Origin of the sequence: Alistipes sp. DJF_B185, from assembly GCF_964250025.1 — a bacterium.
In the GTDB taxonomy this organism is placed as follows: domain Bacteria; phylum Bacteroidota; class Bacteroidia; order Bacteroidales; family Rikenellaceae; genus Alistipes; species Alistipes finegoldii.
Genome location: NZ_CAXUDY010000001.1, coordinates 247,375 through 267,339 on the forward strand (window position 1 = coordinate 247,375; position 19,965 = coordinate 267,339).

A 19,965-nucleotide genomic window follows, 5' to 3' on the forward strand; every position below is an offset into this window, starting at 1 on the left:
TTAAATCGAAATATGCGCTTCCTTATCGAATGACGTATGCTCGTTACTGAACACATAGCCCAACTGGTTGCATATGCACCGGGTGTTTCCGATGACCTTATTGATATTGCGGTGCGAGTGGCCATATATCCAGTATTCAATCGGGCTGTCTGCAATGAAACCGCCAAGCTCCACGGTAAATGCCCCATTGAGCGGACTGCCCTTGAACTCCGGCGCCATCAGTTCGAATGACGGTACATGATGAGTGGCGACAATGAGATGTCTGGCAGTACTTTGTTTTACGCTCTGTTCCAGAAAACGGAAACAGCGCGAATGTTCGTCATTGAACCTTGTCCAGTCCAGCGGTTCGCTGCCGTAACGCATCCTGCGGAAATCTGTGATGGCTGCCTCAGTTTCATAGGCATCCTGCAACAGGATATGTGACCACAGTGTGGTAGCGATCAATTCTATATCGTTACCCAATGGGATAACGGCATTATAGTGGCAGGTGATGTTTTCCCTGATTTTGAGCGACCAGCCGTTATACAGCTTGTCTATGTCGAACATCTTGTAAAACTCGTGGTTTCCGGGAACCACGATGACCCGGCTGTAATTTCCGGAAGCCCAGTCCCAGAACGGATGTCTGGAGTAGTTCTCATCTCCGATATATCCTATATCTCCGGCAAGGACAAGCACTTCTCCGGCAACAGCCAGCGGGTTGTGCTTCAAAAAACTGCTGTTCTCCCGAAACTCGAGATGCAGGTCGGATGCGTATTGGATTCTCATTGTTGTGTTATGAAATTGGCTTCAAGTTGTTCCAATAACTGTTCTCCGGAAATGCTTTTAAGTCCTGCCGATTTGAAAAAATCAGAGTTTGGCACTTCTTCTTTGACAGCCAGGCAAAACCTGTCAACATCTTGTTTAAGCGAATCAGGAACTTCGTAGGTGTCGGCAGGAGCAAGCATGGCAACCAGCCGGAATACATCTTTCTTGTGCTTGACGATATGTTTGCTGTCCACTTGTTCTCCATTGTTTTTCCGCTCGGTCATTTCTAAATAGGCCCTGCATTTCAGACAGATAAGACTTTCAATGTTCGCAATATGTACGCCCTCCTCCAACGTGCTGTGTTCAATGGTATAATTATAATAGTCATCATCCATCAAAATGGCTGACAGACTTGACAGGTCATCATCAACCGGAATGGGGGTAATGTGGGCATCGTCCGGGAATTTGACAACCCCGATATTTCGTGAAAAGAGTTCTATCTGATACGGGAAATCCGGATTTCCCGGTTCCTTGAACCTGTAATATTCATGCCTGCATTCCCCGTTCCCGGTTCCCTTATTCCTTTGTCTGTACCCTGCGGTTTTTACAAACTCCCAGAATTTTGCAGCAAAATCCGAAGACAGCGCCTCCACAATCAGTATAATGTCTATGTCCTTGGTCGCCCTTGGAGTTTGTGCATATATTTCTTCATGCATTTCACAGGCAGTACCACCTATGATGACATAGTTTCCTTCATATCCGGTGAAAAACTCCCTGAATTTATCAATTCCTCTTACCATATCATATTATTTATCATAGTTTCCAATTCTATTTGAATGCGTTCATCATCCATATCCTTCATGGCCAGAAATAAAGACAATTTGTCTACAATGCCGTTTTTTGAGAAAAAACATGGATTGTAACGCCATATCTCTATGCGGGTCTCGCCATATTCCTTGTCTGTCCGGATTTGCAACCGTCGAGCTTCTTCTTTTGCAATGGCATAAGTGTCATTTTTTTCCTTGTTCAGCATTGAATATTCCGACAAGGCATTTACTCCACTAATACAAAATACTTCATCAGGCAGACTATCGGTATATACAATCCGCTCGATGGGGTTCGCCAGGAACGGCAACATCCTGTCCCATAATTCACGCTTTTTGAACTGAAATATCATACTCTTTGTCTTGCCGCCGGATAAAGCGATAACTTCTTTATCTTTCAGCCATCTGACCGCCCGGTTTACATTGGCATACGACACGTTGAAAAGATCTGCAATATCATAAGTTCCTTTCCCTTCGAGAGACTTTACTTCAAGATGATAAAGGATTATGCATTGGGCAATTGCAGGAATCTGCGTTTCTTCACCGCCCCCGATATTATTTTTATGCGGTTTCAAATCTATCAACAAATCCGGTATGAACATTTGCTTTTGCGGTATGATGAAATTTACACGATGTCTGACAAGACGCCGTACATTATAGGCCGCCACTGTACGCAATACAAATATTACCGGGCATTGGGCTTTTCGCTCAACCAGTTCTTTTTGTTTCCGCATCTGCCCCGGAGTATATGCAGAACTGTCTGCACTATACAGAAGAACTACGTCATGCCCCAACAAGTTAGCCGTACAAAATGTATAACCGGCAGTAATATTGGCTGGGAATGTATGCAAGACATCCTTTTCGACCGGCCTGATGTCCGCCCTCAAATCAAGCAATTCAGCGATGTACCGGCTTGTCACATCTATAAAATCATCTATTTTGCACATAATCATTTATGTTTGAGAATATGCAAAATTAACGATTATATACTATATATCAAAGAAATATATGAAATATATTCAGCGAAATTTCCTTTAAAGACTGATCTGGGAATATCAGGAGCAAAGAAGTTTTTTGTATAACATATGGATTACAAGTGAATAAGAACCGTGTCTTCAACCTTTCCACGATTCTTTGTCCTACTCTTTCGGTGAATCAAAACAAATTCGATATGGACGAAAAAATGCTTTCATTGGAACAGGAGATCAAGATCAAGGAAAAAGCCCTCAAACTGAAAGAGGAGAAGAAACTCCGCAAGATTTGTCCGATGGTCGTTTTCGGAGACACCGCAAACGGCGAGAAAGAGATTTATGTGGCCTACATGTCCGAACCGAGCTTTCCGCAGTTCAGCAAATTCATGGCCGCTTCCAAAAAGGACGAGGTAATCGCCATGCGCACGTTGGCCCGCGACTGCTTCGTGGACGGAGATAAGGAACTCGTGGACGACGAGTCGCTCTTCCTGTTCGGTCTGATGGGACAGCTTTCCGAGCTGATCACCACCCGCCAGAGTGTCCTGGTAAACTTATAAGCCGGTGGGTAGTGACCGACGAGCAGCGCATCCGCCAGCGGATGATCTATGTCCGCCACTACTTTCCCGGCGTCAACCTCGACACGATTTCCGACGAGGAGTTCGCGATGCTTTCCGAAGAGGCGTTGTGGCTGCACGAGCAGATGCTCATCAGCCGTATGCCCGTTCCGATGTCATTGCCGGAGAGGACTCCTTGACCTGCCGCCGTAAGCTTCCGGTTTGCGGCGGCCTTCGTTTCATAATCTCCGCCCTTGCGGAAAGACTATTCTTTTAACGCAGTACCCATTACCATGGCTCAGGAACAGAACTATCAGGTCAACTACTCCATCAACGTGGATGCCTCTCAGGGCACCAAGCAGGTTATCGCCTTCGGTGAGGCGGTAGGCAAGCTGGTACAGGCGAAAGCGTCCCTGACTCCGGCCGTCACGAACATCAAGAATATGATGGACGAGATAGACCGCGTGTTCCGCACCAAGAACGGCAAGAAACGTAATTTCGATTACCGCCTGACCATCGATACGAAAAAAAGCGAAGAGAAGCTGGAACGTATCAAGGGGTTACTCACGGATATTTCCACGCTTTCCAAAGGCATCAGCCTGACCATCAATGCCGGTCAGGCTTTGGACAGCAAGAAAATCAAGGCCAACGCCAAAAGCCTTTACGAGAAAAAGGCTGCCGAGATGCGCAAAGCGGAGATCGAAAAGAATGCCGCCTCGTCCGTTGGCACGATGGCAGACGCGCAGAAACGCATTACCAAAGCCATCGGGAAAATCAACTCCGCCCTGGTTTCCATGGAACGTGACCGGGAACTGCAAATCAAGACCGGGACGGCGGAAAACAGGTTGCAGCAGATACTTTCCCTATTGGGTCGTATCAAAAGTGCTTCTGTCATTTCTTTCAACATGCAGGGAGGCATACCATCCGAAGGACTCACACCTTCCGTTCCGGTGCCATATGCTCCGCAGGCCTTCGTAATGCCCGAAAAGGCCCGGCAAAAACTGATGGAACGGCTTTATGCAGGACAGCAGCTGCATCGCCAGAAACTGGTCCACGCGGAGGAGCTCTTTACCGCAGACCAGCGCCGTAAGGCGGCTCTGGCAGAAACCGCCGCGGCGGAAAAGCGGCGTGCCGATGAAGCGCGGGCTAAAGAACGGGAGTGCAAGAATGCCGCCCGTGCTGCGGAGAAAATACGCCGGCAGGCAGAACAGGCACGCCGTAAGGCAGAAACGGAACGTATAAAGGCCGAGCAGGCTGCAAGACGGCAGGAACAGCGCAATGCGATGCAGTCCGTCAGGCTCATGCAGCGGGAACATACTGCAGCCGGTACGCTCTACCGCAGTAAACGCCGTGCCGCCATCAACCGTATCCAGTATTCGAAAGCGCCGTCACTCAGGAACCTCCCGTTCGCTTCGATGCTCAATGCCTATATGGGTTACAGCCTGATCCGTTCGGAACTGACGAAGGCCATCGACTATTCCAACATCATGGAATCGGCACATTCCATCCTCCGTGTGGCGGACAGCGACCTCAAGACATTCGAGACCCGTTTTGACAGTATGGCCCGTCATGTCCGTAAAATCGGCATCGACACGAAATACACAGCCGTGGAGATTGCCGGTGCCGTCAAATACCTGTCGATGGCGGGCATGAATATCGAGACAATCAACAAGTCCATCCGCCCGATCACGAACCTGGCACTTATCGGTGACAACGACGTGTCGTATATCGCCGACCTGGCCACGAACATCATGGCCGGTTATGATATCCATAACGACAGCATGGACAGCGTGGCGGACATTATCTCCTCCACCATTTCCCGCTCGAATGTGAATATCGTGGAGATGGCGGAGTCATACAAGATGGCTGCCGGTTACCTGCGTATGGCGGGCGTGGACTTCACGGAAAGCAGTGCCGCCATCGGTCTTTTGGGCAATATGGGTCTGAAGGGAACGCTGGCGGGAACCTCGTTGCGTGCTCTTTCCACACGTTTTGCCAAACCTACCAAGGAGGCACAGGAAGTTCTGGACCGCCTGGGCATCCGGTTCACGGAAATGCGCGACATCGAGGGGGTGCAGGTCGAGAAACTCCGTCCTATAGCGGACATTTTCGAGGAATTGAACAAGAAGGGCGCGTCGATGGCGGATGTCCAGGCAATCTTCGGGAAAATTGGCGGTAACGCGGCGATGATGTTCCTGAAGAACTACGACAAACTACGAGAACTGACTTCATATAACCGGGGGTCCCAGGGCGTTTCCTCAGAACTGGCATTGGTAAAGCAGAATACGACCAAGGGATTGTGGGCGCAGGTGACCTCCCAGCTGACCGAAGGGTTCATGCAGGCATACGAGGTGTTGGAACCCTCTATCCGCACTGTGCTCCGCACTTTTCTGGCAAAGTTCAAGGCTCCGGAATTTACCCGTGGCCTGGTGTCCATCGGGAATGCCTTGTTGGACATCTTCACCGTGATCGGCAATATCGGCGCATGGGTGACCCGCAATTTCCATTGGATAGAACCGCTTGTCTTTACAGGCGTTGTCGCGACCCGGCTGTTCAAGGTGGCGGGAGCCCTGACGAATATCGGCATCGCCATGGGGTTTATCGGCAAACAGTCTGCGGCCACGACATCAATCAGTGCCGTGCAGGGGCTGCTGGGGGCGGGTGGTATCGGTAAGGTTTCGTTTGCCCAGAAGCGGGCCATCGTGTCGGCCATGCAGTCCGCAGGCGTGGCGGGACGGGGAGCGATGAACCGCGCCTTGATGGCCGGGGGCGGTGTCATCGGAGCCAAAGGAGTCCTGCAGTCGCTGTTTGCCACACAGGTGGCTACCGGCAGCGGACTGACCGGTGCTGCCGCCTCGTTGAGTGCCATCAGTACAGGCGCGGTTGCCGCCACGGCAGGTATAGCCGCATTGGTCGGGACTTTGGGATGGGTGGCTTACAAGACCTGGAAGATAAAGGAGGCGAAGGATGCCGTACTGGAAGAGATCGAATCGAACCGCAAGTACCGTTATCCGTCCATAGAGGCACTTTACTCCTCCCTGAGCGAGACCTATAACATGGCTGTCAAGACAAAGCGTGCCGTGGACGAGGTCGTTGCCGGCAAAAGTATCGAAGAGGCTTCGGGACATAAAATCGGAGCCTTCACATCCAACTGGTGGGCCGGGTTCTTGGGGGAATTTGCCATCGCTTCATCTGAGGGGATGGTATCGCGAGACCATGTGTATAACATGGACAAAGCCCGTCAGGATGACATAAGGGATGCGCTTGTCACCCTTGCCAAACGCGACAGCCAGACACGTATCGATGCCGCGTACGCCGAGTTCGGGAAGATGGGTACGGTATTGGAAGTGGACGCTTTCCTCAAGACGGTAAAGGAGCGTTTCGGGCAACAGGAGAAGGATCTCGACAAGTCTTTGTGGCGTATGCAGGATGGCAAGGCCGTCTATGTGAATGATATCGGGGACAGGTCGGAAGCGGTTGCCGCCCGCACATACGACTATGCCCGGTACATGAACACGCAGACCGTTCCGGAGATTGTGCGTGCCGCCACCGCTTATCGGAATGCCATATCGAGTGCCGCCAATGCGCATGAGCTGATGCGTAAGGGAGGGTTCGACTTTGACCAGTTCAGGGCCTGGGGATTCGAGCAGGACGAAAACGGGCTATGGAAACAGCGGGCACTGGGGCAGAACGCCACCGATGCGCAGCGTATAGACAACATCGCGCATCGCAAGCTGGCACATACGACACTCGTGAAGTTCTTTTCATCGCTCCGGCAGACTTTCGGAGGTTCGGCGGAGGCAGCCGAGAACATCCTCCGCGTGGCGGGCTTCACTCCCGACCAGTACGGCAACGAACCGGATTCCAACGATACACGTCCGTTTGCTGCCAACCCGATTACCAACACGCATCTGGATGACGGAGGGGCCGGCGGCAACTATTCCGGCACGGGGCGGTTGTCCTCGGCGGCACCTAAACAGGTCATCGTGAACATAGAGAGCCTGCTCAGTGTCAGGACCATCGACCTGATGAAGTCGAAGGAGGGGCAGACGGAAGAGATACAGAACCTGAAAGAACAACTGGCACAGGCGCTCATCGATGTCGTGCATGACTTCGATGCCTCCTGGAACGCATAAAATGAAAGGATTATGGGAAGACTGATACAAATCGCGGCCTCGACTTTGTTGAGCGGAGGCATACTCAACCACGGTTCGCTTGGCGGATACATCAGCAACGCCACGCGTCTGGCGTTGGGCATGGGGCTTGCCGAATTGCAGGACGGGCAGGTACATTACTTCTCCAGGCACCATGACCTGCTCAAACGGGCAGCCATACAGGTTGCCTCGCAGACGGCTTACGGGTTGCTACGTTCCTATCCCCGATACCTCAAATACTGGGAACAGCAGGTGCGGGACAAATATCTTCAGACACAGTCGCAGTCCAGCCTTGCGAACAAGACCGGACAGTACTACCAGCTCATCAGGGAACAGCAGGCGGTGGCGCAGAAGAAAAACCATATCGATTCCATCGTCGGCCGGACAGTGGCGGATTTTCTGGAACTGTCCATATCAGAGGAGGGGAAGTATTATGACAACAGCGAGTGCAAGGTTTTGCCGAACAGCCGGTATGGACTGGTGACATTCGTGGACCTGGGACCGCAGGTACAGGTCAGCAGCCGGAACAATATCCTGCTGACCCGGGTACAGGGGCGGGACTATACCCGCAAGGAATATATATCCGGGGGTGACCTCGAGATTACCATCAACGGCAAGATCACCTCCAAATACCCGGACGTGTATCCCGAGGCGGAAGTGTCCAAGTTTATCAGGCTGGTACAATACAAGGGTGTCATCGATTGCGACAACACGGTATTGCGCCAGTTCAACATTTCACGGTTGATTATACAGGGCTATACCTTACAGCCTACGGATTGCCGGAACGTGCAGCCGTATTCGCTGAACTGTGTCGCCGTGGAGCCATCGGAAGCCGTGGAACTGAAACTGGCGGAACAGGAAAAGGTGGACACGGCCATCAAGCACACGAACAAGTGGATCAAGTATGTTAAATTCGGTACGGAGGTCATCGACCCCGCCTCGTTGCTTAAACTGACACGTTTATGGGTATAGCTGCAATGGATATCCTCTGCTGTCGCATCACCATCGGGGATGCCGACCCATCCAATCCGATGAGGATACAGAACGGCGTGGAGATTACGGAAGTCCAGTCGCTCGAAATCAACGAGAGTTACAAGAAGCTGATCGGAACGGCCAAAGTGATATTCCCGAAAGGGTCGGTATGCCGCTCCACGATTATCGGGAACGTGACATTGGAGGGCAAGGACGTGTCGAGGATAACGACGGAGGTGATGCAGGACGGTGTCATCATCGAGAAACGCAGCGCGCAGCGTCTGGTTGACGAGACGACATTCAAGGTCGGACAGCGCATCAATATCAAGCTGGGCTACAACGGCGTGCTGAAAAATATGTTCGACGGATACATTACCGGATACAATTCGGACAGCACGCTGGAAATCCAGTGTGAGAATATGGCCTACAAACTCAAACTGAAACAGGCACCTCATTTCGAGACCCCGGCGAAAGGGACGACGGTGAACGAGGTGCTGGAAGGCAAGTATAATATCCTGAAAGATACCGGCTTCAGGATACACTCGGATACGAAGCGGTTTGAGATACATATCGGCAAGGTAAAGGTCACGGACAACTTCACGGTAGCGGATATCCTTTCCGAATGGTCGAAGTACAAGGTCTACTGTTTTTTAAAATACGATGCCGATGATGACGGGGCCATACCGTCCATTGCCGTCGGGCGTCCTTATTCGTCCAGCAAGGCTCAGCCGGTATTCCCGGAGGATGAATCGACAGGACCGTACAGGATATACTTCAACGAGCATGTGGCGCAGAGCAACCTGAAAGTGGTCAAGACCGATCCGAAGTTTTTGGCGGTGACGGGCAAGGCACTCGGGACGGATGAAAAATTCTTTGAGGTGACAGTACGCATGAATCCTGAATACGACCCGGCGACGCCGGGCAGCAAGGAGTTTCAGACGGTCAATGCCACGCAGATTTCAAAAAAGACGCACAAAGTAACGGGCAACACGACGGCATCAGGAGCGAAGACCAGGACCAAGGTGGATTTATCCACATATACCATCGTACCATATATGTCACCTCATGTCGGAATCAATTCCGACCGGCTTGTAGAAGAGACGACGGAATACTTTCGGAATTACAATCTGAACGGAATCACCGGCAATGTGACAGTATTCGGGGATTTCGGACTGTCTCCTGCCGTACAGGTGGAACTGATCGACTACCGTAATCCTTCCAAGAACGGCGTATACCTCGTGGAAGAGGTAACGACTACTTTCGGGGTGGGTGGATACAGGCAACAACTGAGTATTCCGTATAAAATTAGGAAATAAGATTTACCGTTATTCAACAGGAGGAATTTCTATCAATGGTTCTTCGTTTATTACCTTGATAATATTCGGAAGTTCGCTATTGTATTTATCGTCAGTAGAGCAATCAAAACCTTTTCTTCCACTAATGAAATCCGGTGTCGAAGTTTCAAAAGACCCTTTGCGTACAACCGGTATAAATTTAGTGGTTCCCTGATTGTTATATATTTCATGTGATATTATACCCCCTTCATAAGCGGCACCTCCTTTACCGGATTCAGCTTTCTCTTTATACTTTGGAGTCAGAATGCACAGAACTTTAGTTGCCTTACGGATGCTTTCAAGCATAAATTTAGGCAAGTCAGTTCCATGAGGTTGATACTGGTCTATTTGAGCATCAATCCCTCGTCTTCGCAAATCTTTGGCGAAAGTTTGAATCCAATTCATAAAGACATTGTCTTCTACCTCCCACGCATACGAAATCAACACAAACGGCTTGTTTTTATTCACAATTGGTTCTTCCGCCACTTTATTGAGAATTTCAGGCAGAGGCGTATTATCGATTGTAGGAATGTCTACATCTGCCCAAGGATTCAAAGCTTCTTGTATCGCATCTTTTGGAGTATTCATTAGCAGCAGCCTGTTTATTTTGATAGACAAATCTTTGAGGAATTTTTGTACATCATTCTCATCAAGAGCTAAAAATAAAGTCCTATACCATTTAATTCTTGATGTAAATTCTTCCTTTTCCCGCAATTCTGCCATATATTCCCCATATGTATGAGGTAACGACAATGTTGTTAAATATGGCCTGATTGTATTATAAAACAATGGTCCATCTACATACAGCGGCGCATAATCATTTTCTTTGTTCGATCCGATAATATTCCAAAGCTGTTCATATATATCTGATCTACTGGTCTCTTTTTCATAAATTGTCCGCTCAAGGGAAATTTTAGGAATAACACACTCTCCCCCATTTATAACATCGGCACCATTCTCCGTAAGAGCTATAAAATCTCTATCTTTTAAGTAGAGATAGCCATTATCAATGAGGGTATTTACCAGGAAATACAATATACCCAATTGATTACGAGTAAATTGCTTTTCAGCTGCAAATCTAAAATTTCTGAGCATGTTACCTTGCCCGGCTTTAAAGCATCTTGATTTTTGAAAGAAATCAAATATATATGTAATATAGGATTCTAAAATTTCTTGTTTCATAAGTAATATCATTGTCTTTGCAAAAGTACAAAATAATTGGCAACCAATAAACTATGCTCCTCCTATTCTTTCAAAAAACTCATGTCTTCAGACAAATCCAACCAGTTGCTTATCCGTGAGGCTATCCGCAAGATAGCCTTGGGACGGAGTATGGAGCGTATCAATCTGGCTCCCGGAGGCATGTCCGGTATCGGTACGGCCCGCATGATACACGGCTATGTCGCCAAGATACACGACAACCCCTCGGACGAGGAGTTTTCCGACTACGGCGGTACCATTGATGTCGGCGAGTACCCGGACGAGACGGCCTCCGCCGAACCTGTTATCCATAAAGGCGTGTTGCTCTCGGCCGCCACCAACAGCGAAGGCGGCTTCCTGATCGTCCCCGCACTTTTTTCCGACGTGACCATCTTCATGGATGCCGCCACCCGTTATGCCTATGTGGTTAACTTCTCCCATGTGGATATCCTGCGGCTCAATGCCCGCACGGAAACCGTCATCGGCGTGACCGAAATGGAGGAACTGGATCCGGAAAACGACTCTTCCCCGGACTACGACGAACTGGAAACCACCGGTAACGAGACCTCCACCCACTATACGCCGACGGCCGTCACAACAACCGTTAGGAATGACAAGGACAAGGAAGCGACAACCGTTATCGATGCGGAAAGCATCACGCATACGGTGGACAAGTCTGAAGTCAGACAGACAGCAGATAAAGTGGTACAAAAGGTCAATTCCACGACCGTTGCCGTTGCCGACAACAAGGTGACGCTCGGTGACGAGAATGCCACCGAGCCGCTGGTTCTGGGTAATGAGCTTGCCCGGCTGATGCTCGACTTCCTGACGGAATGTTCGAAAATCATGACTCCCACACTGATGGGCACGATGTCGCCGATCAATATGCCGAACTTCATCTCGCTGACATCACGTATCCAGAAATTTCTTTCCAAGACCAGCTATACCAAATGAGCGTACAACTGCATCCCGATATAGAAACCCTCGACAAGGAGAGCCTGTGCTATTCCATCTATGCACAGCTGTACCATAACTTTTTCAATGCCCAGCAGAAAAAGGACGACGAGCATCCTTACGGCATCGAGGAAGGCGACGAGACCAGCCTGAGACTGAAGAATACCGCTTACGGTTTTGCATCCGCCATTGCCGGAGCCGTTACGGGAGAAGGCGGTTCCGGAAGCGGTGGCTTGCTGTTGGATTACCTGAAGAAATCGGGCGGTGACATGACCGGCAAGCTCAGTGCCAATTACGGTTTCGAAGCCGGCATTGGAAACACCCGTATCCTGGAAACCTATTCGCAGGACATTACCGATCCGGAAGGTGTGGTAACTGCCATCGAGTACGGTATCAGGATTACCGGCAACCTGAAAGTCGGGGGCGACAGCCTGCATATCGGCGGCAGGCAGTTGCTCCGTTACGACGCGGACAAGGCCACCGCTACAATCAACGCTTCCCATATAGACTTTCTGGATGCGACGGTACATTCCAAAGGGGCATGGATTATCGGGGACGAGGATACAGGAATATCCATCTCCCCGACACGGCTGGCCGTGGGCGGGCAGGATGTCTATCATCGTGGCAACGCCAATACGGACACGGTGGATTGGACGATGCGGGACGGCATGGTGAGACGGAATCTGACGGTGCGAGGGAGTACGGTCATGGATGGCGGACTGAAAGCCTTGCAAGGCGTGGAACTGGGCGACAAAGGGAAATGTCTGCTTTCGTTTTCGGAAGAGGATGTCGCGCTCGGCGGGTTCCTCTCGTTCCTGGACGGATTCGGCATCCGGATCGGAGATGTTCCCGTACTGCTCTGTACCGACAAGGACAAGATACAGTTCGGGAGTATCGGCGGTGACCTTCTTTTAGGCGGCGACCATACCCCGAAGATACGCCTGTTCTCCGGCATATCGGACGTGGACGGCGAGTGTCTGATGCTTTCCCCTTACGGAAAGGCTTGTTTTCCGGGCTCGCTGACTGTCCGCCACAACTACGGCGCCGACCTGCTCTCCTCATACCGGGTAGACACTTCCGATGAAGGTATCGTTATCCACAAGCGCTTGCGGATGGGCACAGCAGAGGGATTTATGTTCACAGGCGACAGGGAGCGCGTATCGCTTTCTTCCGAGGTAATCTACGAGGAAGAGGACGTAAGGACGGCTATCCCTCACAGCACGGATTTTTCACACCGTCCGTCCGTGAGCTGTTATGCCCCGCAGAACCGTCACAGCGAATCGTTCCATATCCGCACCGATGCCGATTTCGTTACGGTCGCTGTTCCGTTGGAAGCAGCCGGGCATATCGGAATCCATGCGTCGCCCACCCGGATTACTGACAGAATCCTATACTTGACAGAGGCGTTACGCCTGCAAGCGGTGGAGGACGGTATCCGGCATTACGGAAACAGCGTCTTTACCGGGTCGCTCTCTTCGGAGTTCTTTTCCCCGGGCCTTTCCGGAAGCGGATGGGCTGTCCGCCGGAACCGGACGACAGGAGGCGTCTCCGCCACATTCGACGAGGTGGTGGCCCGCCGTAAGTTCCGCGCCTATGAGTTCGAGGTCGAAAAGACTTCGGTAACCAACGGTTCCTTCTGGATCAGCGACAGCTGTTCGGGAGACACCGTGGAAAAACTGTCATAATCCATGTCCGTATTCCGTTATCCGACATACAAGATCCGTATTGCCCCCGACTCGCAGAAGACACAGGGACTGCAAGCCGGGGATATCATCCGCAGGCAATATGCCGAACGGGAGCGTACCGTCTATTCGCTGATGTGCGTGACAGAAACCGGAACGGAGCTTGTCGGAGACAAGGACGCCCCTTATTTCATCGGGGCATTGCTGGACGGGGACGAACCGCAGGGCGGTGAACTGCTGGACTTCGTGCGGATTACCAACCTGTTCGATACGGCACGTAGCGGCGCCTTGTACCTGACGGCTTCTGACAGCGATTCACCCTATATGGATGTCATCGACGGCATGGCGACCGAACGCTCCCTGTGCTATCCCGTCATGGACGGAGGCATGGCGGGAGTGCCGGACAAGTCCAGGTACGCCGTTTATGGCAGCATGCTGCAAACGGAATATCTGGATGCCGATTCGGAAGCGACACGCATTGTCCGCATTATCCGCAACGCGGAACCGGCAGGAAACGCTTCCTTCGGGCTGATGCTGACATTGGAAGAACCGGTCGGATACCCGGAGCGCCTGCTGGTATCGTTCAAGGTCAGGTCTTCCAAAACATCAGGTTCCGTACCGATCCGATTCGGCTATACGAACCGTGAAAAGACGGATGCGGAAGATGAAATCTCCATCGGCCGGGAATGGAAGTACAAGTTATGGGTCATCACCGTGGATTACCCGGCACAGTACAGCCGGAGCCTGTTTCTTGACCTGACATCAAGCCTGGCCTCCGAGGGGGACTGGTGCGAGGTCGCCGACCTGAACATTGTTCGTCTTGCCTCCGTATCCGCTTTCAGCGAGGCGAGCAAGGCCCGTGTGGGAAAGGTCAGCGGCATCATCGATCCGGTCTTCGGCATGTTGGATGGTTACGGGGCCTATTTCCAGAATCTCTATGCCACACGCAATGTCAATATAGCCGGCACGCTTACCGCGGGAGACGAGAACGGTTTTTCAAGCACGTTTTATGTGGGCAAAATCCACAAGAATGTCATACCCGACAGCCTGTCCTGCCGGTTCAGCCATTCGGAAGAGCTGGATGAAACATCTCCCGCCGGACTCGGGCGGTGTGTACGGATAGCCGGAGACAGTCTTCTTGGTGCGCAAAGTGCCGCCTGGCGGGAGGCTCATACAGGAGTCTGTTATTGTTTCTCAGTCTGGATAAAAGCGGAAGATACGGCAGCCATCCGGTTCTATCAGGATGAACATCTTGTCGGTGATCGGACGGTGGCTGCCGGTAAAGGATGGGTCCGTTATAATGTCCCGTTCCTCATACGCGGGTCAGATTCCCCCGTCATGTGTCTCGGCATTGCCGCTTCCGTCCCCCTGTCGTTGTCCGCCCCTCAATTGGAGGCCGGAAGGAACGTGACCCCCTATCAGGCGACCGATGAAGCCTTGTCCTACACGGACGATTACGGTGCCTGGTTCAATAAGGGAGGTATCGGGGGTACCATACAGAATCCCCTGTTGCGGCTGAACGAAGACGGCTCGATCGTTTCACGGGACGGTTCTTTCGTCATCCATCCGGACGGGACGGGCCATTTCGCCTCGGGACGGTTCAAGTGGGGCAAGGATACCATCGAACTGCGCGATGTGACCATCCGCTGGGAAGACCTCGATGAGGAGGCGCAGGAACTGCTCAAGCCCCGTTCCGTCTCCCTGACAGGCGGCACGGCGTTCCATTTCAAGGACGAGCTTTCAGGCGCATGCGAGCCGGAGAATATCCCGCTTGTGGCGACCGAATACAATTTCGAGCCGGAAAGTCGGCAGTGGGAATACCTTGCCGTTGACGGCATATGGAAAGATGCCGGATGCAATGCCGCCGTATTTGAAATGACACCCCCGTTTCATGGCTGGGAAGGGCGCGACGTGCTGACCCTCCGCTACACGGCAACATACCGTAATGAAAAAATCAGTGCGACCCATACCTTTTTCAAACTTTACGACGGATCTCCCTCCTATACTGTTTATGTGGAGTCTGAAAACGGCACGACATTCCGCAACGGAATCGTCTCGACGGTACTCCGTGCCAGGGTGTACAGGGGCGGTGAAGAGATTACATCGCTCATTCCCGACGGCAATTTCCGCTGGATACGGACGAGCCGCGATACGGAGAGTGACAGGATATGGAACGCCGCACCGCGTTACGGCAGGGAGATAGAGATAACCGGCGGGGACGTGTGGCGCAAGGCCGTTTTCGATTGCGAAGTGGAAATAACAAATAACCGATAATCTATTATGGCAGTAAAAGTAGCCCGCGGGCAGGTCACCATCATCGACCAGAACGACGCGGTATCGTTGCAGGCATTCATCGGCTCCTCGCAGCCCCTGACACAGGTGTACAACAGAGACAACAATGCCTATGCCCCTTCGTGGGCGGCTTCTCCCTATCTGGTACTTACCCCTTCGCTCTTCGTCAGCGGTCAGGCGGCGACCGACCAGATCACCTCGGTAGGCAATGCCGCGACGCTTACGGCAGGCGTGAAGAGCGGCTCGGCCAAGTGGTACAAGAACGGTACGGCGATCGTCTCCGGACAGGACAGCTGCACCATCGGCGCGGCATCGGCCAAGTATGCCCTTACCGTCAAAGCCAACCACATGACCGTTTCCGCTCCGCAAGTGCGTTATACTTTCGAGGCGGTTTACATCGACGCCAACGGGCTGGAGATTCCGTTCCGGGCGGAGATTCAGTTCACGCAGCACCTGAACGCCGGAGCGATGATCGCCGCCGTGGCGTATGCACCCGACGGCATCGTATTCAAGAACGACGAGGTGGCGACGCTCAGGGCGCATTGCGACCTGTGGCGCGGAGCCTCTATCGACACGACGAACGTCACCTACGCGTGGGGCATCAAGGATTCGGCGGTATTCGCGGGCACGACACTGACAGCTGCCGCGGCAGCCGGAGCCACGACCATAACGGTCGCTTCGGTAATGAACATGGAGGCGGGAGGCAGGATAACCATAGGATCGGCACAGTACACCATTTCGGCAGTCAACGCCTCCACGAAGGTCGTGACGCTGACCTCCGCACTGAGTGCCGCAGCCGCATCGGGAGCCGCCGTTTCGTGTCCCTACTACAACTCCATGCTGGGTGCCGGCTGGGCATGCCTTACCTCGACCAATCCTCGGGGCGTGACGGCAGGCTGGACGACAAACGAAATCACGATTACGGCAGATGCCGTTCTCAACTTCGAGACCTTCAAGTGCGCCATCAAGGATACGGACACCTCGGCGGGCAACGCCTCGGCGAACAAGGTCGTCTGCGACATCATCTCCTTCACGGATATGTCCGACCCCATCACGGTTGATCTGGTCAGCCAGAAGGGGTTCACCATCAAGAACAACGGCAATGACGTGGATGCCAAAGCCGTGTTATACAGGGGCGGTGAGGAAATCGACACGGGCGGGACAGCTTATACCTATACATGGAAACTGTGGAACTCTGCCGGGACTTCCGTCGTGAAGACCTACACGGGAAAATCCATCACGGTCTCGAAAGCCGATGTGACGGGGAAAGGCGTGCTGATGTGCGAGGTATCGAAATAAACGACATGTCTTACAACGAATACGAGGGTGCCAAATACTTTTTGGGACACCCTCATTGCGTCTGACGTGTTTCCCGACAGGAAAGTCAGTCTCTTGGCATGGATTTCACGATCCCGCTCACGGGGTCGAATTGTACGGCGGCATTGTTGAACAGCCGCTCGATATGCCCGCTGCGGATCATTTCGGAGGTCGGCAGACAGTGAAGGACGGGCGTATCGATAAGGGCTATTCTGTCACTCAGCGAGAGGGCTATATCCAGTTCGTGAGTGGAGAACAGAATGCATTTGCCCTCAGCATGCGCTAACCGTGCGAGCAGGGAACACAATTCGTAACGGTTGGGCATGTCAAGAAACGAGGTCGGCTCGTCCAACAGGATGACGGGCGTTTCCTGAGCCAGAGCACGGGCTATCATAATGCGCTGGCATTCACCGTCCGACATCTTATCCATCGTGCGGCCGGCATACGCCTCCATTCCGACCGAAGAGAGCGACCGCATGACGATTTCCCTATCTTGAGGCTGCATGCGGCCGATCCAGTTGGTGTAAGGGGCGCGGCCGATAGCCACGACATCCTCGCACCGCAGGTTGGCGATGCGTGTGCGCTCGGTCGTGACAAATGCCAGTTGCCTTGCCTTCTCCGGAGTTCTCATGTTTGCGATACAATGTCCGTCGAGCAGGATTTTACCGCAATAATTATGATTCAGTCCGGCTATGGCACGGAGAAGTGTAGATTTCCCCGTGCCGTTCCTGCCAATAAGGGCAGTCAGCTGTCCTCTTTTGAAAGAGGCATCGACCTTATCGAGAAGCCTCTTCTCTGCGTAGCCTATGGAAAAATCGCACAGTTCTATCATACCGTCATCGATTTATTGCGTAAAACCACCCATACGACTATCGGGATTCCCAGCAGTGCGGTAATGGCATTTACGGGCAAAGTGAACATTTTGGAAACGATATCGCAAAGAAGCAATACCGCCGCCCCCGAGAGAAGGGTTCCCGGCAGGAGCACGCGGTGGTCGGCCTCGCGGAAGAGCATCCGCGCGACGTGAGGCATGGCAAGACCGATGAAGCCGATCGGGCCGCAGAAAGCCGTTACCGTGCCGGCCAGCAGCGTCGTCGAGAGAAACAGCAGACCGCGCGAACGGCGGATATTCAGTCCCATCGTTACGGCATATTCCTCGCCGAAGAGCAGGAGGTTGAGCGGTTTGATCGTCCATACGGCCAGCAGCAACCCGACGATGACCGACGGAAGGAGGATGGCGAGCTGCGGCACCGTCACGTCGCCGAGCGACCCCATCGTCCAGATGACGAACGCCTTTAACGCCTCCTCTTTGCTCAGATATTGCAATATCTGCACGACAGCGCTCACGCCTGACGAGAACATCATACCCAAAATCAATATCACCATAATGTCCTTTATGCGGTGTCCGACGGCAGCGATTACGAGCAGCACGACGGCCGCACCCAGCCAAGCCGCTCCGGCGATGCCTATCGACGAGCCGACGCCTGCCAGCACCACGAGCGCCACGCCGAGGCTTGCACCCGAGCTGATGCCCAGCACGTAGGGGCCGGCCAGCGGATTGCGGAACAATGTCTGCATCTGCAAGCCGCTGACCGATAGCGCCGCCCCGGCCAGCAGAGCCACAACCGCCTTTATCAGCCGTATGTTCAGTACGATTTTCGCCGTAGTCCGCGGGCAGTCGCCGCCCGTCAGGGCCGCCCATACGTCGCCGACGGGAATGCGAACCGCGCCCACAGCCAAATCCAACAGGAAGAGGCCGACCGTAAGCACGGACAACGCGGTGAACAGGATGACGGGGCGTGAACGCATCTATTTCAGTTGTTTGTAGTATACGAAATCTTCTTCGACCAACTCGGGGTGGAATATCTTCACGAGGTCGCGCAGAAGAAGGTCGGGATTCACGACGGCCGATTCGTAGTAGTCGTTGCCTCCGGCGGCATTGGTGCGGGCGTTGTTGTTATAGACATAGCCGTTTCGGACGCAGCGGGTATCGGCGAACTTCGGGCAGGCGGCTTTCAGTTCGTCGAGTGTGTTCGCCATGCCGACGTTCAGCCACATATCGGCCTCCGAAGCGAGCAGGTATGCCTCCTCCAAGTCGATAGGCGTCGAAGAGTTGCCCGTGTTCTTCTTGTAGATGTAGTCGCCTCCGGCGTCGGTAATCAGCCGCACGGCATAGTTTTCCGTCGAGGGCATGAACCACGAATCGCCGTAGGGCGTATTGAGCATGACCGACGGGGCATCGAGAACGGCACCGGACACTTTCTGTTTCAGCGCATTGTATCGGATCGGAATATCCGCGAATACCTTTTCGCCCTTCGCGCGTTTCCCGACGACCTCCGAAAGCGCCACCAGCCATTCGGCTTTGCCCAGCGGAGATTCTTCGAGATAATCGCCGACATACATGAACGGGATGCCGAGCTCCTTGAGTTTGCTCTCCATCGCACTGGCCCCGTTCACGCCGAAAAGCAGCACAAGGTCAGGGTCGAGCGACAACAGAAGTTCATAATTGATATTTCCCTCGTAACCCACGTCGCCGATGCTGTCGCGGCGTGCCTGAATGTCGGGATTGGAGATATAGTCGAGTCCCGAAACGCCGACCACACGTGCCGTCTCGCCGATGGCGTCGAGCATGGCGATATGGGTCGAGGACATCGCCACGATGCGCTGCGCATCCCCTTCGAGGACCTGCCCGTCGAAACCCTCGGGAACGGGTTCCCCGTTACGGGAGATGAACAACCGGGTGGTGACGCTATCCGCGCCCTGCCACGGATTCATGACGGAAACCAGCACGCTCTGTCTGCCGTCTGCTCTTTCAATCTTGAATCCCGAGGCATATTCGGGAGCGTAAAGCTGTTTGTTGAAATCGGCAAGTTGGGAACTCTTGCCACGACAGCCTGCAAATGCCAGCGCAAGCAGCACCATCAGGCTCAAATTCTTTAATACTTTCATATCATTACCTTATTTACG

General features: G+C 52.8%; 16 protein-coding genes. 9 read left to right on the plus strand and 7 right to left on the minus strand.

The genetic code is table 11. From position 1 onward, the window contains the following. Genes ACESTR_RS01295 through ACESTR_RS01305 form a run of 3 tightly spaced genes read right to left on the minus strand, consistent with a single transcriptional unit; the run spans position 1 to position 2,515 of the window. Positions 1-765, minus strand: a complete 765-nt coding sequence (locus ACESTR_RS01295; protein WP_004293601.1) for a metallophosphoesterase — start codon at positions 763-765, stop codon at positions 1-3. Continuing rightward, positions 762-1,544: a hypothetical protein gene (locus ACESTR_RS01300; protein WP_004303974.1), complete on the minus strand. Its 783-nt coding sequence runs from the start codon at positions 1,542-1,544 to the stop codon at positions 762-764. The genes ACESTR_RS01295 and ACESTR_RS01300 overlap by 4 nt, the downstream gene beginning before the upstream one ends. After that, a complete protein-coding gene (locus ACESTR_RS01305; protein ID WP_004303975.1) occupies positions 1,538-2,515 on the minus strand; it encodes a hypothetical protein in 978 nt (325 codons plus the stop codon). Before ACESTR_RS01305 ends, ACESTR_RS01300 begins: the two co-directional genes overlap by 7 nt. A gap of 224 nt (positions 2,516-2,739) precedes the next feature. Between ACESTR_RS01305 and ACESTR_RS01310 the strand changes: the two genes are divergently transcribed. From ACESTR_RS01310 to ACESTR_RS01330, 5 genes are all read left to right on the plus strand, one after another. After that, on the plus strand, positions 2,740-3,096 hold the full coding sequence (locus ACESTR_RS01310) for a hypothetical protein (protein ID WP_008860783.1): 357 nt from the start codon (positions 2,740-2,742) through the stop codon (positions 3,094-3,096). Between the two features lie 11 nt (positions 3,097-3,107). Continuing rightward, complete coding sequence (locus ACESTR_RS01315; RefSeq protein WP_004293597.1) at positions 3,108-3,293, plus strand: hypothetical protein; 186 nt, start codon at positions 3,108-3,110, stop codon at positions 3,291-3,293. Between the two features lie 93 nt (positions 3,294-3,386). Then, a complete protein-coding gene (locus ACESTR_RS01320; RefSeq protein WP_004293596.1) occupies positions 3,387-7,229 on the plus strand; it encodes a phage tail tape measure protein in 3,843 nt (1,280 codons plus the stop codon). A gap of 12 nt (positions 7,230-7,241) precedes the next feature. Beyond that, positions 7,242-8,219, plus strand: coding sequence for a DUF6046 domain-containing protein (locus tag ACESTR_RS01325; RefSeq protein ID WP_004293595.1), 978 nt, complete (start codon positions 7,242-7,244; stop codon positions 8,217-8,219). Next, positions 8,210-9,535, plus strand: a complete 1,326-nt coding sequence (locus ACESTR_RS01330; RefSeq protein WP_004293594.1) for a hypothetical protein — start codon at positions 8,210-8,212, stop codon at positions 9,533-9,535. The genes ACESTR_RS01325 and ACESTR_RS01330 overlap by 10 nt, the downstream gene beginning before the upstream one ends. Before the next feature lie 9 nt (positions 9,536-9,544). On the opposite strand, the gene ACESTR_RS01335 is transcribed toward ACESTR_RS01330, so the two are convergent. Further along, on the minus strand, positions 9,545-10,735 hold the full coding sequence (locus ACESTR_RS01335; RefSeq protein ID WP_224200102.1) for a toll/interleukin-1 receptor domain-containing protein: 1,191 nt from the start codon (positions 10,733-10,735) through the stop codon (positions 9,545-9,547). Between the two features lie 81 nt (positions 10,736-10,816). On the opposite strand from ACESTR_RS01335, the gene ACESTR_RS01340 reads away from it, so the two are divergent. From ACESTR_RS01340 to ACESTR_RS01355, 4 genes are read left to right on the plus strand one after another with little or no spacing between them, the layout of a single operon-like run. Continuing rightward, positions 10,817-11,707, plus strand: coding sequence for a hypothetical protein (locus tag ACESTR_RS01340; RefSeq protein ID WP_004293592.1), 891 nt, complete (start codon positions 10,817-10,819; stop codon positions 11,705-11,707). Next, the gene (locus ACESTR_RS01345) at positions 11,704-13,392 is read left to right on the plus strand and encodes a hypothetical protein (protein WP_004293591.1); all 1,689 of its coding nucleotides are present in this window, start codon (positions 11,704-11,706) and stop codon (positions 13,390-13,392) included. The genes ACESTR_RS01340 and ACESTR_RS01345 overlap by 4 nt, the downstream gene beginning before the upstream one ends. A gap of 3 nt (positions 13,393-13,395) precedes the next feature. After that, on the plus strand, positions 13,396-15,663 hold the full coding sequence (locus ACESTR_RS01350) for a hypothetical protein (RefSeq protein ID WP_004293590.1): 2,268 nt from the start codon (positions 13,396-13,398) through the stop codon (positions 15,661-15,663). Between the two features lie 6 nt (positions 15,664-15,669). Next, positions 15,670-16,980, plus strand: a complete 1,311-nt coding sequence (locus ACESTR_RS01355) for a hypothetical protein (RefSeq protein ID WP_004293589.1) — start codon at positions 15,670-15,672, stop codon at positions 16,978-16,980. 85 nt (positions 16,981-17,065) lie between these two features. Here the strand turns inward: ACESTR_RS01355 and ACESTR_RS01360 are convergent, their stop codons facing one another. The 3 genes from ACESTR_RS01360 to ACESTR_RS01370 are packed head-to-tail and all read right to left on the minus strand — an operon-like array spanning position 17,066 to position 19,947. Beyond that, positions 17,066-17,830, minus strand: coding sequence for an ABC transporter ATP-binding protein (locus tag ACESTR_RS01360; RefSeq protein WP_004293588.1), 765 nt, complete (start codon positions 17,828-17,830; stop codon positions 17,066-17,068). Further along, positions 17,827-18,807 (minus strand): FecCD family ABC transporter permease, encoded by a 981-nt coding sequence (locus ACESTR_RS01365; RefSeq protein WP_004293587.1) that lies wholly within the window; start codon positions 18,805-18,807, stop codon positions 17,827-17,829. Before ACESTR_RS01365 ends, ACESTR_RS01360 begins: the two co-directional genes overlap by 4 nt. After that, entirely contained in the window at positions 18,808-19,947 is a 1,140-nt protein-coding gene (locus tag ACESTR_RS01370) for an ABC transporter substrate-binding protein (RefSeq protein ID WP_004293586.1), read from the minus strand. Positions 19,948-19,965 lie beyond the last annotated feature (18 nt).